Raw genomic sequence first — 14,652 nt, 5'->3', positions numbered from 1 at the left:
GGTCGGCGTCTAGAGGCTTGGCTCAAGTTGCTTCAAGGGATGAAGCGGTCGTGGTCTCAATCGTGGTCTCAATCGCCACTCGTTCCGGGGTGGTCCGTTGGTTTCCGGTGAAGTCCGGCAGGGCACCTGACCAGCCGTGCGAGGCTTTCTGGGAACGCTCATGGACGCCCCCGGACCAAGATCGGACAACTCGTAATGCGTAGGTCTCGGGTTCGAATCCCGAAGGCGGCTCCAAGGTAAACCTCAGGTCGGGCCTATGACCTGGGGTTTCTTGTTTCGGGTGACCTTGGAATCTCGATAAATCGGGCACTGTCTGTCTGTGCATCGTAATGCGTGGGTCGGAGATTCAGGTTCCGTGACCCCATAGGCGAACTGAGTCTCTGACCTGGTCTTTTTCGCGTCCGGGAGGATTAAGTCAGGCATACGCGATGAGTTTCGGTGGACAACCGGTGGACAGGCGTGCGCGTCGCTCCATCAGCGGGCGCTGTCGCCGCTCCTGGGCCCGTGGGTGAAATGCGGTTGGCATCGATGGGACGACCGGCGGCCCGACTGTCCGGTCCTGACAGGCCTCACGTTCGGCTCGGCTTCTGAAATTGGTCCTGGCTGTGCGCATGTTCAATGGTCGGTCCGGGCGCGGGGGGCGAAGGGGCGCTCGGTGGGCTGCGCTGCCGCCCGTGTCCGGGCGTGTGCGCGTTCGCCACGGACCGGCACAGGGCCAACAAGGCGCGGCCGCGCGCCAAGGACGTCTGTCACACCTTCGGCACAGCACCGAGTCGGCGCCCACCGAAGACACTTCAAGGAGCGCTGGCGGTATTGCAGGGCAAGCGGTCTGGACCAGGAGAAACTGCTCCCGGCCCAGACCTTCAATGCACGCTTGGCTTGCCTCTGGGGCGCTTTCAGGCGACGTTGGTGACGTTGTTCCAGAAGGTAGCTGTGCTTACGACGTTGTGGGCGCCGAGGGTGTAGCCGTTGGTTGGGCTTTGCCCCGCTGCGTAGACATCTACGAGCTATGCAGCCAGATTCAGGCTACTTGATGTGATTGCTTGTCGTTCGAACTCGACTGGGCTGAGATGGCCGAGGGCGGAATGGCGGCGCCGGTTGTTGTACCAGGCGAGCCAGGAGAACACCGCCATACGGGCCTCTGAATTCTGCCTCCAGCGTTCTCCGTGGAGGAGCTCTCGTTTGATGCTGGCGAAGAAGGATTCCGCCATCGCATTGTCGTAGCTGGAGCCAACTCGCCCCATAGAGCGGCGAATTCCATGCCTGCGGCATGCCACGGCGAAGGCATCCGACGTATATTGCGTGCCGCGGTCCGAGTGGAATACCACACCGTCGACAGATCCGCCACGGGTAGCGACAGCGGCCTCGATTGCGTTGATGACCAGATCGGCCCGCATGTGCTCGGCCATCGACCAGCCGACCACCCGCCGCGAATGCATGTCGATAACCGTCGCCAGATACATCCAGTCGTTCCCGACCGGCAGATACGTGATGTCGCCGCACCAGCGCACATCTGTCCTCGGCGCGGTGAAGTCGCGACCCACCAGGTCCGGGGCCTTGGGCGCTCGTGCGTCCTGGACGGTGGTCCGCTTCCCCTTACGCAGGTGGCGGCCGGTGATGCCGGCGGCCCGCATCAGCCTCGCGACCCGCTTGTGATTCACTACCGGACCCCATTCCCGCAGCTCACGCGTGATCCGGGGGACGCCATAGGCGCCCTTGGTCTCGGTATGGATGCCGCGGATCTGTTCGGTCAGATCCGCCTCGGCCGCCGCTCTGGCCACCCGGGCAGGCCCGGCAGCACGCCAGCGGTAGAATCCGGATCGGGAGACGCTGAAGATTCTGCACAGCCGCTGTATGCCGTACTCCATGTGGTGGTCGGAGATGAACCGCCAGCGGCCGGTCATCGACCCATCTCCTTCGCAAAATACTGGGCCGCCTTCTTCAGGATCTCCTTCTCCAGCTCCAGCTCACGCACCTGCTTACGCAGCCGCTTCAGCTCCTCCCGCTCCGCCGGGGTCATCAGCTCACCGCCCCCGACAACAGCGGCAGCCTCGGCAGCACGTACCCATTTCCGCAGGGACTCGGTGTTGACGCCGAGGTCCTTGGCCACGGAGTTGACGGACCGGCCGGCGGAGGCCACCAGCTTGATCGCGTCCTGCTTGAACTCCTCCGAATACCGGGATGTACCCACCACGACACCTCCATGTCAGATCCCACGATCTGATCCTCAAGAGATGTCCACAAACGCGGGCAAACCTCAACGTCGGACAAGCCCCTGAAGCTGGTCGCCATCGAAGTGCGCACCGCTCCGCCGACCGCGAAGGACGACCGATGAGCATCGATGGCGCCGCGAGCGCTCCCTCCTGGCTCACCGAACTTCACCGGCCCCAAGGGCGGGCCCGGCGCCGGGTCGTGGTCTTCCCGCACGCCGGTGCCGGGCCCCACGCGCTCACGGCACTCGTGGACCTGTTGCCGGCCGGCACCGAGGTGCTGGCCGTGTCGTTGCCGGGCCGGGAGCGGCGGCTCACCGAGACGCCCCAGACCACCCTGACCAGGGTGCTGACGGCCCTCGCGACGGAACTCGCCTTGCGTGAACCCCTCCCGACCACAGCGTTCGGTTGCAGTGTCGGAGCTCTGCTGGCGGTACGGGCCGCCCATCAGCTGCCCGAGCTGTTCGACGGCGTCGTGGCCGCATCCCAGGCCCCCGGGCCCGGACCCCGCCCGCCCCTGCACGTCACCGGCGAACAGGATCTGCTCACCGTCCTGGACCAGGCAGGAGACATCCCCGAGATGATCCTTGAGGACGCGGACATCAGGGCGTCCATCCTGCTCAGGCTGCGTGCGGACATCCGGCTCGGAGCCGAGGCGGAACAGGACTTTGCCGACGTCCGGCTGTCCGTGCCGCTCACCGTGCTCGGCGGGCTGAGCGACCCGCTGGTCCCGGCGTACGGCCTGTCAGGCTGGGTACAGCACAGCAGCGCCGACTGCCGGGTGGTACTGCTCACCGGCGGTCACTTCGCCTTCCTCGCACCCGAGCACCGTCGGGTCGTGTCGGCGGTGCTCGGCGACTTCGTCACCGCCACCAGTACGCGCGGCGCCGCAGAAGCGGACGCTGCCTGACTCCGGCTCGTCCAGGAGGGCGGACAACCGCCCCGCCAGAGCCGAACCCGGCGGCGCCAAAGAGGCGATCACCGTGGCCTCCCCGCCGTCCGAGACCGCGAGCTCCATCGTCTCCAGCTCGATACGGCCGAGCCTGGGGTGCAGGATCGGACGGCGCCGGGTGCGGGCGGGCGCCACCGCCATGGTCTGCCACAGCCTGCGGAAGTCCGCGCTGGTCGCTTCCAGCCTGCGCACCAGGGCTCGCGTGGCCGGTTCGGTGACGCGGTCGCCGAGCCGGTCGCGGAACTGGCCCAGGATGGCGGCTGCCTCCGTCTCCCATTCCGGGGAAAGCGCCGTGACCCGAGGATCCATGAAGGTCAGCCACAGGAGGTTGCGGTCGTCGCTCGGCAGCCTCCCCAGATCTCCGCACAGCATCTCGTAGCCCCGGTTCCAGGCGATGACGTCGAGGCGCCGGTTGGTCAGCACCGCCGGATTGGGGTCGAGCTGCGTCAGCAGCATCCGGTGCGGCGCCCCGCACTCGCTCGTCCGCGCGGTGTCGCGGGCCGGCGGTACGTGGCCCGCGAGCCGGAAGAGGTGGGCCCGCTCTGCAGGGTCCAGCCCGAGGACGCCGCTCAGCCGCGCGAGGACGCTACGCGACACACCGATTCCCCGTGCCTGCTCCAGCCAGGTGTACCAAGTCGCGCTGATGCCGGCGAGGGTGGCGACCTCCTCCCGGCGCAGGCCCGGTGTACGGCGCTGGCCCAGGGTGCTGATCCCGACGTCCGACGGTTGCCGCCGGGCTCGCCTGTTGCGCAGGAACTCGGCCAGTTCGATGCGGGCCGGCCCGGTCGCCCGCCCCATGTCCACGGAGCTCACTGGGCCAGGACGCGGGCCGACTCCGGCAGGCTGAGCATCGCCGCCCTGAACGGGGCCGGCTCGACACCCAGTTCCTTTCTGAGCCGCGTGGCGTGGAACTCGTAGTACCGACGGGCCTGAGCCATGTTGCCCTGCAATAGGTATGCCTGGATGACCCGTTGGCAGGAACTCTCGCGCAACGGATCCGTGCGCAGCGCTACCAGCGCGTTCTGGAGACCGAGTCCGAACCTGCCGCGTGCCAGCAGCCGGCCGGCCAGTGTGTCCAGCGCGTCGAGCCGGAGCTGACGCAGGCGCTCGCGCTCGACCACGATCCATTCGTCGTGCCAGTCCGGCAGGAGTTCGCTGTGGCGCAGCAGCAGCGACCCGTCGACGGGGATGTACGTGTCACATTCCAGAACCGAACGTGCCACCTCGACGAACTCGTCGACGTCGGCCGCGGCCTGCTCGGTCAGGGACAGCAGTGCACGACGGGCGTCAATGAGGCCGGGCAACTCCCGCTGAATCCGCCACAACCCGTTGCGCAGACTGCCGAGGGCCCGTTCCTGGGTGGCATCGGGCCACAGTTCCCCTGCGACCCGATGCCGCGCGGTGGGTCCGTACAACGCCAGGTAGGCGGCAACCCGCCACACGCTGCCGGGCGTCGGAGACGGTACGAGCGGGCCGGCTCCGAATCCGTCCAGGAGCCTCACTGCCACCGGACCCGTCCGGGTCTGCGCGGTTATTCGTCCGTGAGCGATTGACTGCATCAGGCTGCCTGCCACGCTGGATCCCCCATATACGGTGTCTGTCCGGCTGGATGCTTGCCGCGTCAACAGTCGCAACAAGATCCAGCGGCTTGTCCCAGCACCGCCAGAGCCCGCCCAGCGTCCCGATGAATTTCGCCTATCGCGCCGCCGGTCAGAGCCGTACGCCGTCCGCCCCGCGCGTCTGCACGCGCCCGAGCGCGGCCCGCAGTATGGCGACAACAAGCGCGCAGGCCCCCATCCCGGCGCCCACCAGACACGTGGCGCCCCAACTGCCGCCCTGCCCCCACACCGACGCGGCCACGGCCGAACCCAGCGTGCCGCCCACGAAGTACATGACCATGTACGTCGTCGTGATCCGGCTGCGCATGGCCGGGTTGCCCGCGTAGATCACACTCTGATTGGTGATGTGGGCGACCTGGATGCCCATGTCGAGGAGGACGGTCCCGACGATCAAAAGGGCGAGCGACCCCGGCCAGGCGCCCAGCACCAGGAAGATCGCCACCACGACGGCGAATGCCGCGAGGGTGGTCGGCGTCTGAAGCCCTCGGTCCGCGAGTCGCCCCGCGGCCGAGGCGCCTACCACCCCGGCGCCGCCCAGTAGTGCGAAGAGCCCGATCTCAGCTGGCCCGAACGAGAACGGCCGCGCCTGAAGATGCAGCGGCAGAACGGCCCAGAACGCGCTGAAGGCGCCGAAGGCGAGCGCCCCGTACAGGCAGCGCTCACCCACCCTGGGCGTGCGCAGCAGGATCCGCGGCAGGGAGCCGAGCAGGCGCAGATAGCCGTCACCCTGCCCGTCCTGCGGCTGACGCGGCGCGGGACCGGTTGCCACTCCGCTGGGCAGCGCCCAGTAGAGGGCTGCGACGCACAGGGCCATGAGCGCGGCGGCGAGCCAGTACACGAAGCGCCAGGAGGCGAGTTGGGTGAGGGCGCCGGCCAGCGTGCGGCAGAGCAGTGTGCCGAGGATGAGGCCGGTCATGATGGTACCCACCACTCGGCCGCGCGCCGCATCGTCCGCAAGGTCCGCGCCCCACGGGACCAGAATCATCGCCGTCACGCTGCACAGCCCGAGCAGTACGAAGAGCACCGGGTACGAGGCTGCGGGAGCCCAGGGGATGGCCACGCACACCAGGCACGCGGCGGCAAGCAGCAGCGTGCACAGCCTGCGCCGGTCCACCCGGTCGCCCAGGGGCACGACGAACAGCAGGCCCAGCGTGTATCCCCCTTGTGTCAGTGACAGCAGATGAGCAAAGTCCTGCGACGGACGGTGGTGTGACGCTGCGATCTCGGGAAGCAGGACGATGACGTAGTAGAGGTTCGACACGCACAGGCCCGCCACCACCGCGAACACGCGCACGGTACGGCTGTTGGGGCGCAGGGGTGCGGCGCCGGATCCCGTGCTTTCGGGCCGCTGCCGCGAGAGTTGGCTCATGGCGACTGATGGTGCCGCCGCGCAGCGGCGGCAACCAGAAAGAGTTGGTACTGGTGCAATGGCTACCAGTCAGCATCTCTCGTTGTGAGGCCTGCGGCCGTGAACGGATCCGGCCGCAGGCAGGTCACTCGCGAACGGCTCAAGGATGGACTGGCGCAGCGCCATGACCTCCGGAGAGGGGTCGAGGCCGAGTTCCTCGTTCAGGCGAGACTGCAGCATATGGTAAATACGCAGGGCTTCCACGCGCTGCCCACTTTGATGGAGCGCACGTATCAAAAGCGCGTGAAAGTTTTCATGGAAGGGGTTCGTCTCCACGACTTCGGACAGTGCACCGATGACTTCGTGATGGCGTCCCATCCGGAGATTCAGCTCGTAGCACTGCTCTGTCACGGCAAGCCTCAGTTGCTCGATCCGACGTGCTTGAACCTCTATGACGGAACCATGCGGAACGTTTTCGAGGACGGAGCCGTGGAATAGTTCCAGCGCCTTCTCTAATAGCACGCCAGCAGCTACAAAGTCCCGCTCACCGAGGGCAGCGCGCCCTTCTCGCACCCTTTCCTCGAAAGATGTGAGATCGAGTTCCTGAGTCTCCACCTTGAGGGAGTAGCCGCCCGACTCTGTAACCAGCACGTCATGCATGATCCGACTGAGGGGTTCTTGAGTGGCTTTCGCAAGGAAGCGTCTGACCTGGGCTATGTAGGCCTGCAGCGTGGCGCCTGAGGTCTTCGGCTGAGCATCCCCCCACAGCTCCCTGGAAAGCGACGAGGCAGAAACGAATCTGTTTGGCTGGAGCAGCAGAAGGGACAATGTCTGTTGCTGTTTCGGGGCACGGGGAACAGACCATCCGCTACTTGCGGACGAAACGCCCAAAGACCCCAGAACGCGGAATTTCATGCCGACTCCCCCATAGACATGACTCCAGCGGACCGCGCCATTGCAGCCGCACCACACTCCTCATCCTTGCACCACGCATATAAGCAACGCGTTTCAAGCGTGCCAAGTGATCTTAAAGTCCATGCCGCCGGAGGTCACCTACGGCATGTATGAACTCGCATATCCGCATATCGGACAGTCGTTGTTCCAGATTTCAGAGAAACGCGACCAACAAATCCTCGGTGACCTGTCGGAGTTCTCGGCGGACTGATTTCTTGTAAGTCTTCGAATTCGCCCGGCTGGAACGCGTTCCATCGAAATAGTGACCAGTCGACTCGCCGCCCCGGCCGACGGCGAGGTTGAGTACCGGCTCGACTCCGGCCGCCGCGGATGTCCAAGGGGCAATGCCCGCTTCGCGCACCTGATATGTGTCCATCAAGTTGGCCGGATGCACGCAGTTGACGTGCACATCGGTCGCCCCAAGCTCATCGGCCAGGTCGAAGGTGAATGCTGCGAGGGAGAACTTGCTGCGGAAGTACGCGTCGGCGCCGTCGTAGTGCCGCTCCATGTGGATGTCGTCGAAGTCGGGCGGCGCCTGCCCCACCGATCCGACATTCACCACGCGTGCGGGCGCACCCGCCTTGAGTTGCGGCAGAAGCAGCCGGGTCAGCAGCACCGGGGCGAGATAGTTCACCGCGAACCGCAACTCATAACCGTCAAAGCTCAGTTCCCGCTTCTTATGCGGTGGCGGGCCGCCTCCCACTCCGGCGTTGTTGATCAGAACGGTCAGCTCGGGATGGTCCGCACCCACCCGTCCCGCGAGGGTGCGGACCTGCGCCAGATCGGCCAGATCGGCCACATAGCCCTCCACCTGACCGCCTGCGGCCCGTATCTCGGCACCAACCGCTTCCAGACGTGCCTCGTCGCGGCCGTGCGCCAGTACGCGGACCCCGCGCGCGGCCAGAGCCAGGGCAACCTCCCTGCCCAGTCCGGATGTCACACCGGTCACCAGCGCGATCTTCTCGTTTTCGGCCATCTCGGCTACCTCCAAGGACGCCACCACAACTCCCTCGCGCATTCCGTCGCGCCGTGGAGTTTCCTCTCCACTCTGGCCGAAACCAGGACCCCAGAGCGAGGTCGATCCCTGGTGCTCCTTGCACCAGTGTCGTCCCCAACCCCCACTCACCAGCGAAGCTGGTAGCGGTGCCACCAGCACCCCGCCTCTCTGTACGCCTCTTCCACACCGTGAATAGTTGAGGGGAGGCCGGGACCGGCCCTTCGAGTATGAGGACGATGTCAGGGGTCACATGAAAGGCAGTCATGTCGTGGTCATCGGAGGCACCTCGGGAATCGGCCTCGCCACAGCCCGTGCCGCGCTTCGTGAAGGTGCCCGGTTGACCATCGGGGCGCGCGGAGCGGCTCGGCTCTCCAAGACCGCCGCAGAACTCGGGCCCGGCGTATCGCACGGCGTGCTGGACGTCACCGATGAGTCGTCTGTCCGGCGTTTCTTCGAAAGCATGCCGGACATCGACCACTTGGCGCTGTGCCCCGGCGCCCAAGCCATCGGTTCCATCTACGACGTCGCAGCCGATGACATCTTTCGCTGCCTCTACACCAAGCTCGTCGGCCAGCTCCTCTGCGTCCGCCATGCGGCCCCCCGAATGAATCGCCACGGCTCGATCGTCCTGCTTGCAGGCTCCAGCGGTTTCCGGCCCGTCATGAGCATGAGCGTCAGCGGAGCGGCCAACGTGGGCGTCGCAGCAGCCGGCCGCACCCTGGCCCTGGAACTTGCCCCGATCAGAGTCAACGTTCTCGTCCCCGGCCTGATCGACACTCCTGGGAGTCTTCGCGACTCCCAGGACCGCCGTGACGCCTTGGACAACTCCGCCGCACGGCATATCCCCTTGGGCCGCATCGGAAGCCCCGAGGACGTGGCCACGGAGGTGTTGCACCTGTTCTGTAGCCCTTACACCACGGGAAACGTGCACTTCGTGGATGGCGGCGCCCTGCTGTAACGCGCGCGGCGGACGCTCACACGGCCGTGTGCCACGCCGGACCGATTTCCCGGTCAGTTGCTGTGGCAGGTGCAAATCCTGTTGCCGCGAGCGACGAGTGAGGTGCCGTCCGTACCGTAGATCGGCTTGGACAATCCGGTTCCTCAACCAGCGTGCCCTGCCGAGCCGGGCATCTCGGCTCGGCGAGGGCCGGGTGGTACGCCCGCTGCCTGCATCTGAGCCGGGGGGTCTCCTTCCACCGCTTGGCCGTGAGGCGCAGGCGGCCTTGGCGGCACCGGACTCGCGCCCGGCCGAGGAGGCGCTGGTCGACCTTGCCTGCCAGGTGAAGGTTTACGACCGTTTCCGCTCCGAGGATCCGATGGAGGCGGCGCGGTTCGTCGTCTCCGATGCCGTTGCCGCACTCTTGGACAGGATGCTGACCCGAGTGGACAGGACGCTGACCCGAGACGGATCGGCTGCGCCGGCCGAGCACGCGATGCCGCAACCGCCGGAGTCCCGCTTCGGCTGGACACGGACCGGGTTCGGCGCCGTGAGCGAGAGTGAGATCTCGCTCGCCCCGGTCATCGCGTGCCTACTGCGCGGACCCGACGCCTGGGCGGCTTGCGCCGACGGATACCTGGAGGCACTCGACCGGCTGGGCCGTGCGCGGTCGATGCAGGAAGGGGAGATTCCCGCAACTGACCCGCAGGGCTGCGTGGTATCCACCCGTACGGCTCCCTTCCCGTCCGACTTGCCCATATCGGTCTTGGAGCCGCCGCGGCATACGGGGCTTCGTCTTGGCCGGTGGTATGCGGTTCAGGCGCACGGGTTCCTGGAACGGCTGTCGGATGACGTCGACCTCGTCACGGACACAGCCGACGCGATCGCCTTCTCCGAGGGCGTCGACAGGCTGCCGAGATTCTCGATGAACGGCTCGGCGAGAGATGACCCACCCAACTGTGTTGACCGCGAGCACCCACAGGCGCAGGCGACTTGGCCAGCTTCGGTGTCTCCGAGACCCGAGCAGGGGACACGATGATCGAACCCGGCGAGGGTACTTGTCGAGGTCATACAGTTTCCTCTGTTCGTCTCGCTGACCGGTCGACGGTGTCGTCGCGAGCAGGCTCCAGTCCCGCCGGCGGGCCGGCGGCAACCCCGTCGGTGGACAGCCGGTGGACAGACGCCTTTGGACGGTGCAGCATCGGGCGACATGTGTCAGCCTGTCGCACATGCTCTGATCAGGCCGAACATCACTGGACAGCACGAGAGAGCATCACGCAACACGATCACTCATGGTCTCGTAATGCGTAGGTCTCGGGTTCGAATCCCGAAGGCGGCTCTGAGAGGCCCCAGGACTCACTCGCCGTGACCTGGGGTTTCTTGTTTTCGTTGACCTTGGAATTCGGGCTAAACGGACGCGTGCGGTCTGTGCATCGTCATGCGTAGGTTCCAGGTTGACGGTCGGTGGCGATTCCGCCCTGCAAGGCTTTGAACTGGCCTTTTGTCGCCTGCTGTCGATCTGCCTCGCCCTGTTCGGAATGACGTGGTGGCCATTTGGTGGCCAAGCGTGGAGCCGCCATGCAAACGGGCTCCCGCTCGGCCGCGCAACTGGGGGCCGCAGGGGAACGGTTGTTGTGCCGACCCGACAATCAGGCGTTCCAACTGCCCCTCGTTTGGTTGCCGGCCCTGACAGACCTTCTCGGCCTCTGCCGGCCGGCCTCCGGCGAAGTCGGGCCAGCGCCTGAATGGTTCGGCGACGACGGTGCCGACACTGACGCGATGTCCGAGATCCTGCTGGATGCTCAGGCGGATCAACCACCTTCTCGCCCGCCCCGATGGGACAGGTGCGGATGTCTTGGCGTGATTCGACGGAGACTGGTCTGGGCCGGGACTTGTCCGGCGAGACGTCAAGGCGGCAGCTCCTCGTTTGCCGTGAGGGCAGTGAGCGCGTCGCGCAGGCCGGCGCGGGCGGTGACGCCGAGTTTTGGGAACACGTTGTAGAGGTGTCCGCTGACCGTGCGGGCGGACAGGTGCAGCCGTTCGCCGATCGCCTTGTTCGTCAGGCCCGAGGCCGCGAGCGTGGCGATCTGCAACTCCTGGGGAGTGAGCGGGGTGTCCGTCGAACCGGTCTGCCGTCGGGATACGCCGGTCGCTCCCAGTTCGTTTCTGGCGCGCTCGGCCCATGGTGCGGCTCGTAGCCGGTCGAAGATCGTCAGCGCGGCGTTGATGCGGATGCGTGATTCGACGGTGGCCCGTTCCCGGCGGAGGTGTTCGCCGTAGGCCAGCAGGATGCGTCCGCGTTCGAAGGGCCACAGGTTCTCGGGCGCCGCTGCGAGGGCCCGGTCGAAGTGGGCGTTCGCCGCCTCTCCCTCGGACACCAGCGCCTGCGCTGCGGCCACGAGCATTGCCCAGCGGGTGGAGATCTTGGTGATGTCCATCCGCAGCATCGCTTCGACGTAGTCGCGGGCCTGGTCCGACCTGCCGGTTCGGACGGCTGCCTCTACGAGGTCGTAGGCGACGAAGAGTTGGAGTTGTCGGGCGGTGCCTGGTTCCAGTCCGTGTGGGCTGATCTTGGTGGCCTCGGTGTACGCCGTCTCGAAGTCACCGCGGCCGATCGCCGCGAGGGTGCGTACGCGGTACACGTGCTGCGGGACGATGAAGGCCTGGCGCGGGATCGACCAGGCCAGCATTGCCTCCAGCGGTTCTTCCGCCTCGTCCTGCTGGCCTAGCGCGGCTGCGGCGAGGGCCTTGCTGTAGTGCAGGAACCAGACGAAGTTGACGTATCCGTAGGACTCGGCGCGCTCCAGTCCCTCTTCCGCGAAGCGCTGGGTGTCGTCCCATCGGCCGGCGAGGTAGCTCTCCGCGCACAGCAGCATGAGGGCGTTGGTGACGGAGGCGACGGCTCCCGTGCGGGCGGCGTCCTGCCAGACGCGCAGCAGCGGCTCGCGCAGGTCGGCGAGGCGGTCGACGTCGTTGGCGACATAGCCGACACGGATGATCTGGCTGGGGTCGAGCTCGGTCGTCAGGGTCGCGATCTCCTGGTCCAGGGTGTGCAGGGCCTCCGGGGAGACGAGGGCCGGATTGGACACGACCTCGGAGCGGATGAGCAGGCCCTCGGGCAGCAAGTCGCGGTATTTGTCGACCAGTTCGAGGTACGGGTCCCACATCTCCTTGCGCCCGTTGAGCGAGGCGATCACCGAGAGGACCCAGATCGCGGCGTTGATCTCCTCCGCGGTCGGCTCCGCCCCGGGGGCCCGGAGGGCGGTGGTGAGCACCCGGAAGGCCGAGACGACGTCCGCGTCGGAGTACAGCATGAGCGAGGCCGCGGCCGAGGCGGTCGCCAGCGAGCCGACGTCGGCGTCCAATCGGCGCGCGTCGGCGAGGAGTTGGGAGACCGACTGGAGATCGCCCATCACCTCGGCCGCGAAGTGCGCGGCCCCGGCCAGGCGTTGCGACCGGTGCTCGGGATCCGGGCTCAGATCGGCCGACCGCGTCATCGCCGCCACCGCCGCGGACGGGTCCCCGCGTTTGAGCGCCTGGATCGACTCGTGCTGCAGGAGGGTGGCCACCTCCTCGTCGGGGCCGTAGGACGCGTCGGCGAGGTGCCAGGCACGGCGCCCCGGATCGGCGCGCCGACACCCGGCGAGTGCCCGGTGGGCCCTGCGCCGCTGCTCGGGACGGGCCAGTTCTACGACGGCGGAGCGCACCAGCGGGTGGCGGAAGACGACGGAGTGGCGGCTGTCGACGACGATGATCCGCTCGCGTTCGGCGATGTCGAGGTGGTCGGCGGCATCGGGCCCCACCACGCTCTCGGCGGACAGCGCCTGGCCCGAACCGTCCAGGGCGAGCAGCAGGAGCAGGTCCCGGGTCTCCGGTGCGAGCGCGGCGATCCGGGCGGTGAAGATCCGGGTGAGCCGTTCGGTCAGCGGCAGCACGGTGGGGAGCATGTCCGCCGTGGGGTAGCGGTCCGAGGCCAGCGTCGCGGGCAGTTCGACGAGGGCGAGGGGGTTCCCCTGGGCCTCGGAGACGATGCGCCGGCGCACGTGCTCGGCCAGGTCCGGGTAGCGGGCGAGGAGGAGGGCCTCGGACTCGGCGTCGTCCAGGGAACGCATGGTGAGGCTGTTGACGTCGCCGCGAGCGCGCAGCGGCTCTCCGGTCGTACGGACGGTCGAGAGCACCCGTACCCGGGTTCCGGCGACCCGCCGGGCCACGAAGGACAGGACGTCGGCGCTGGCGTCGTCGAGCCACTGGGCGTCGTCGACGATGGCGACCAGCGGCTGTTCCCGTGCGGCGAGCAGGAGCAGGGACAGCGCGGCGGTCGAGATGAGGATGCGTGAGGGGGTCGAGCCCTCGCCGAAGCCCAGTGCCACGCGCAGAGCGCTCTCGTGGTCCGGGCCGAGTTCCGCGAACAGCGGGACCAGCGGCACCAGCAGCTGGTTGAGGCCGGCGAACGCGATATTGGCCTCGAACTGGGCGCCGGCCGCCCGCAGCGTCCTCATACCCCGGGCGTCGGCGAGGTCGGCGGCGGCGTCGAGCAGGGCGGACTTTCCCACACCGGGATCACCGAACAGGGTCAGCGAGCCGCCGAGCCGGGCGGTGTCGTCGATCACCGCTCGGATGAGGTCCAGTTCGCTGGACCGGCCGGTCAGGCCGGTCGCGATGCCCTGGCCTTCGGTGCCCAGGTGCTCTGCGCTCATGAGGAGGCGCCTCTTTCTCCTGTCAGTCCCGACTCTATTCGACGCCGTACCGCACTGCGTCGTTGTGTTCTCTAGGGGGCGGTGGTCCTGGCGGCGTCCTCGATGAGGTGGGTGACGGTGCCGGGGTGGGAGATCAGCGCGACGTGGGAGCTGTTGATCTCGACGGTGTGCGAGTGGGCGCGCTGGGCCTCGAACCGCTCCAGCGGTGCGCCCAGTGCCTCGTCCTGCCGGGCGACCAGGGCCCAGGAGGGGATGGTGCGCCAGGCGGCGGCCGTGGCCGAGGAGGCGAACGCGGCGGCGGCGACGGGGCGCTGTTCGGCGCCCATCACGACGGTCTGGGAGGCGGGCAGGTCGGCCGCGAACACGGCCCGGAAGCGGGCGGGGTCGACGTACAGGTCCGAGCCGTTGGTGCCGTCGGAGTTGCTGAAGGGCACCGGGCGCAGGGCGGGGGCCAGTTCATTGGTACCGGGGAACTTGTCCGACAGCGTGCTCAGTTTCTCGCCCTTGTCCGGGACGAGCGCGGCGATGTAGACGAGGGCTTTGACCTGGGGGTCGCCGGCGGCTGCCTGGGAGATGACGGCGCCGCCGTAGGAGTGGCCCACCAGGATGACCGGGCCCTTGACACTGGCCAGGACGCTGGCGACGTAGGTGGAGTCCTCGGCCAGGCCGCGCAAGGGGTTGGCCGGAGCGATGACCGGATAGCCGTCGCGCTGCAGGCGCTCGACCACGCCGTTCCAACTCGAAGCGTCGGCGAAGGCGCCGTGCACCAGTACCACCGTGGGTTTGGGGGTGGCGGGGGTGCTGTGGGCGGAGGCCAACGGGATCAGGGACAGGCTGGCCGAAGCGGTGACGGCGGCGGTGATCAGCAGGGTGCGCGGGCGGGGGCGGGGGATGGACATGGTGGATCTCCTTGGGTGGGGGTGGGGGTGAGGGGGAAG

10 protein-coding genes and 2 pseudogenes are annotated in these 14,652 nt (G+C 67.5%); 3 read left to right on the top strand and 9 right to left on the bottom strand.

The window, feature by feature from the left end; all coding sequences use genetic code 11:
- Positions 1 to 1,007: 1,007 nt before the first annotated feature.
- Positions 1,008 to 2,191 (bottom strand): IS3 family transposase gene (locus tag OG194_RS20730; RefSeq protein WP_327407148.1). Its coding sequence is split into 2 segments (ribosomal slippage): positions 1,008 to 1,919 and positions 1,922 to 2,191, totalling 1,182 coding nucleotides; the frame shifts between segments, so codons are not numbered across the junction.
- A 140-nt stretch (positions 2,192 to 2,331) separates the two neighbouring features.
- Between OG194_RS20730 and OG194_RS20725 the strand changes: the two genes are divergently transcribed.
- Positions 2,332 to 3,120, top strand: coding sequence for a thioesterase II family protein (locus OG194_RS20725; RefSeq protein WP_327402309.1), 789 nt, complete (start codon positions 2,332 to 2,334; stop codon positions 3,118 to 3,120).
- A gap of 27 nt (positions 3,121 to 3,147) precedes the next feature.
- On the opposite strand, the pseudogene OG194_RS20720 reads toward OG194_RS20725, so the two are convergent.
- The 6 genes and pseudogenes from OG194_RS20720 to OG194_RS20700 all read right to left on the bottom strand — a co-directional run.
- A pseudogene (locus OG194_RS20720) lies at positions 3,148 to 3,960 on the bottom strand (helix-turn-helix transcriptional regulator); the annotation flags it as partial.
- An 11-nt stretch (positions 3,961 to 3,971) separates the two neighbouring features.
- Positions 3,972 to 4,670, bottom strand: a complete 699-nt coding sequence (locus tag OG194_RS20715) for an AfsR/SARP family transcriptional regulator (protein WP_327402308.1) — start codon at positions 4,668 to 4,670, stop codon at positions 3,972 to 3,974.
- A 202-nt stretch (positions 4,671 to 4,872) separates the two neighbouring features.
- The gene (locus tag OG194_RS20710; protein ID WP_327402307.1) at positions 4,873 to 6,150 is read right to left on the bottom strand and encodes an MFS transporter; all 1,278 of its coding nucleotides are present in this window, start codon (positions 6,148 to 6,150) and stop codon (positions 4,873 to 4,875) included.
- A gap of 69 nt (positions 6,151 to 6,219) precedes the next feature.
- A complete protein-coding gene (locus OG194_RS20705) occupies positions 6,220 to 6,789 on the bottom strand; it encodes an AfsR/SARP family transcriptional regulator (RefSeq protein WP_327402306.1) in 570 nt (189 codons plus the stop codon).
- Positions 6,790 to 6,807: 18 nt separating this feature from the next.
- Positions 6,808 to 7,044: pseudogene (locus OG194_RS47645) on the bottom strand (winged helix-turn-helix domain-containing protein); the annotation flags it as partial.
- 193 nt (positions 7,045 to 7,237) lie between these two features.
- Positions 7,238 to 8,059 carry an SDR family NAD(P)-dependent oxidoreductase gene (locus OG194_RS20700; protein ID WP_327402305.1) on the bottom strand — a complete coding sequence of 274 codons (822 nt, stop codon included), beginning with the start codon at positions 8,057 to 8,059 and terminating at the stop codon, positions 7,238 to 7,240.
- 271 nt (positions 8,060 to 8,330) lie between these two features.
- On the opposite strand from OG194_RS20700, the gene OG194_RS20695 reads away from it, so the two are divergent.
- Entirely contained in the window at positions 8,331 to 9,038 is a 708-nt protein-coding gene (locus OG194_RS20695) for an SDR family oxidoreductase (protein ID WP_327402304.1), read from the top strand.
- A 265-nt stretch (positions 9,039 to 9,303) separates the two neighbouring features.
- Positions 9,304 to 10,056, top strand: a complete 753-nt coding sequence (locus tag OG194_RS20690) for a hypothetical protein (RefSeq protein ID WP_327402303.1) — start codon at positions 9,304 to 9,306, stop codon at positions 10,054 to 10,056.
- Positions 10,057 to 10,924: 868 nt separating this feature from the next.
- Here OG194_RS20690 and OG194_RS20685 read toward each other — a convergent pair.
- On the bottom strand, positions 10,925 to 13,714 hold the full coding sequence (locus tag OG194_RS20685) for an AAA family ATPase (RefSeq protein WP_327402302.1): 2,790 nt from the start codon (positions 13,712 to 13,714) through the stop codon (positions 10,925 to 10,927).
- A gap of 71 nt (positions 13,715 to 13,785) precedes the next feature.
- Entirely contained in the window at positions 13,786 to 14,613 is an 828-nt protein-coding gene (locus OG194_RS20680) for an alpha/beta fold hydrolase (protein ID WP_327402301.1), read from the bottom strand.
- Positions 14,614 to 14,652: the final 39 nt, after the last annotated feature.

It is taken from the genome of Streptomyces sp. NBC_01288 (assembly GCF_035982055.1).
In the GTDB taxonomy this organism is placed as follows: Bacteria; Actinomycetota; Actinomycetes; order Streptomycetales; family Streptomycetaceae; genus Streptomyces.
This window is presented reverse-complemented; position numbering and strand designations above follow the sequence as displayed.

What these genes read in the sequence shown, in the direction of transcription:
- OG194_RS20725 (WP_327402309.1), top strand. Translation starts at nt 2,332, where the DNA reads ATGAGCATCGATGGCGCCGCGAGCGCTCCCTCCTGGCTCACCGAACTT.
- OG194_RS20710 (WP_327402307.1), bottom strand. Translation starts at nt 6,150, where the DNA reads ATGAGCCAACTCTCGCGGCAGCGGCCCGAAAGCACGGGATCCGGCGCC.
- OG194_RS20705 (WP_327402306.1), bottom strand. Translation starts at nt 6,789, where the DNA reads ATGCATGACGTGCTGGTTACAGAGTCGGGCGGCTACTCCCTCAAGGTG.
- OG194_RS20700 (WP_327402305.1), bottom strand. Translation starts at nt 8,059, where the DNA reads ATGGCCGAAAACGAGAAGATCGCGCTGGTGACCGGTGTGACATCCGGA.
- OG194_RS20695 (WP_327402304.1), top strand. Translation starts at nt 8,331, where the DNA reads ATGAAAGGCAGTCATGTCGTGGTCATCGGAGGCACCTCGGGAATCGGC.
- OG194_RS20685 (WP_327402302.1), bottom strand. Translation starts at nt 13,714, where the DNA reads ATGAGCGCAGAGCACCTGGGCACCGAAGGCCAGGGCATCGCGACCGGC.
- OG194_RS20680 (WP_327402301.1), bottom strand. Translation starts at nt 14,613, where the DNA reads ATGTCCATCCCCCGCCCCCGCCCGCGCACCCTGCTGATCACCGCCGCC.